Here is a 1,765-nt window from a genome sequence, read left to right as displayed (position 1 = left end):
GCCCTAGGGAGCTGACAAGCTGACTCCGCTGACGCGCTGGGGAGGTCTGCGTATCAAGCCCAGCGCCTCCTCGTAGACGTGCATCGTCTCCAACGCGGTCCGCTCCACATGCAGCCAATCCAGATTGCTGCGCGCCCGCTCGCGCCAAGCGGCGAGCTTATCGGGATTCGTCAGCAAACCGATGATGGCCACCGCGAGTGCGTTCGGATCGCGCGGAGGCACCAGGATGCCGGCCTTGCCGTGATCGAGGCCCTCCGGAATGCCGTCAACATTGGTCGCAACGATTGCGCATCCGGCTTCGCGCGCTTCCGGGATGACCAAGGGCATTGGATCTTTACGGGACGCGAGCACAAACACATCGGCTTGCGCGAGCAGCGGCGCCGGCTCGCGGCAAAAGCCGAGAAAGTGGATTCGATCCGCGTGCGGTGTCGTCCGCGCCTGCGCTTCGAATTCGGCACGATTCGGTCCGTCGCCAATGATGTAGAGAGAGGCGTCCGCAACTTCTGCGCCGATTCGGGAAAAAGAAGTAATCAGCTCGCCGATGCCCTTACGATGGTACATGCCGGCCAGGGTAACGATGGCGGGGCGCGCGAGCGTAACGGTCGCGGTTGCGTCTGCTGATAGCCCTCGACGCGGCGAACCCAACGGACCGTTTCGGACCACGCGGATCTTTCGATCCGGCAGCCAACGGCGCTGTAAATGTTCGGCGACGGCGGTGCTCACGGCGATCACCCGATCGCCAACGCCCATCAGAATCGAACTTCGCTGGAACTCGTTATGTACCGTCGTTATCAGCCGAAAGCGGCTCATGACGCGCGCCGCAGCGGCGAGCATGGCGCCTGTCATCATATGGGCATGAACAATATCCGGGCGCGTTTGCTCAACAATTGAGCGAAGACGGAACAAAGATTGGACCAACATGACCGGCTGACGCCATTGCTGATCCAGGTTGAGATGCGACACCCCGTACTGAGTTATCAAATCGACATAGGATCCACCCGCACTGGCGAAGAACACGTTATGTCCGCCCGTTGCCTGTAGGCACGCAAGATCCACGGCCACGTTCATAATGCCGTTGCCGATTTCGTGACAATGATTTGCGAGGTGAAGAATACGAATGGCGCAAGCTCCTGTGTGTTTGCCGCTCGCTGGCAACGCGTGCATGTTCAGGTTCAGAACGATGGTGTCAACAGTGTCAGAAGCATGCAGATCACTTGGTGACAAAGGGTCGCCCTGCGACAAAGCTTCGAGGAACCAATAGGACACCGGTGCGTTGCGACACGTTACCTGTTCTGGGAGCGCGGGGTACGCAAAGTTCTATGCTGCAACAGGGACCCGGTATTCAGCTGCAGGCAAAAACCGGCGTCGGTCCCGCGCGCGTTCTCACGCGTGCAGACGTTGCGATTTTCTGGAGGAAGTATGCCCGACTGATGATCGGTAGCATGCTGATCGCGGTCGCGGGGGCTGTCGTATATTTGATCTTTGCATCTCCCAGCTACGTTGGACGCTCGGAACTGCTGATCGAGCCACTGAAAGTTCAGGGAGGAGGAGACTCGGGCGCGCAGGCGATCCCGGTCGACCAAGGTCAGGTTGAAAGCCAAGTCGAAGTCTTGAGGTCCAAGAAGGTAGCCGACGACGTCATCCGTCGACTCAATCTCACAAGCGATCCGGAATTTGTATCTGCGAAGACACCGGGTGACACGGCCGAGCACTTTCGTATTGCATCCGAGGAATTTGCCTCTCGTCTCAACGTTCGCCGCATCGG

2 protein-coding genes are annotated in these 1,765 nt (G+C 59.2%); one reads left to right on the top strand and one right to left on the bottom strand.

Features of this window, described 5'->3' with window-relative positions; translation table 11 throughout:
- Positions 1-3 precede the first annotated feature (3 nt).
- A complete protein-coding gene (locus WCA53_RS22140; protein WP_423915604.1) occupies positions 4-1,068 on the bottom strand; it encodes a glycosyltransferase family 4 protein in 1,065 nt (354 codons plus the stop codon).
- Between the two features lie 374 nt (positions 1,069-1,442).
- Between WCA53_RS22140 and WCA53_RS22135 the strand changes: the two genes are divergently transcribed.
- A partial coding sequence (locus WCA53_RS22135; RefSeq protein WP_423915603.1) for a hypothetical protein occupies positions 1,443-1,765 on the top strand: 323 nt, incomplete at its 3' end.

Source organism: Caballeronia sp. (assembly GCF_049581465.1).
Lineage (GTDB): Bacteria > Pseudomonadota > Gammaproteobacteria > Burkholderiales > Burkholderiaceae > Caballeronia.
The sequence above is the reverse complement of the archived record's forward strand: the minus strand, read 5'-3'. Positions and strand labels throughout refer to the sequence as shown.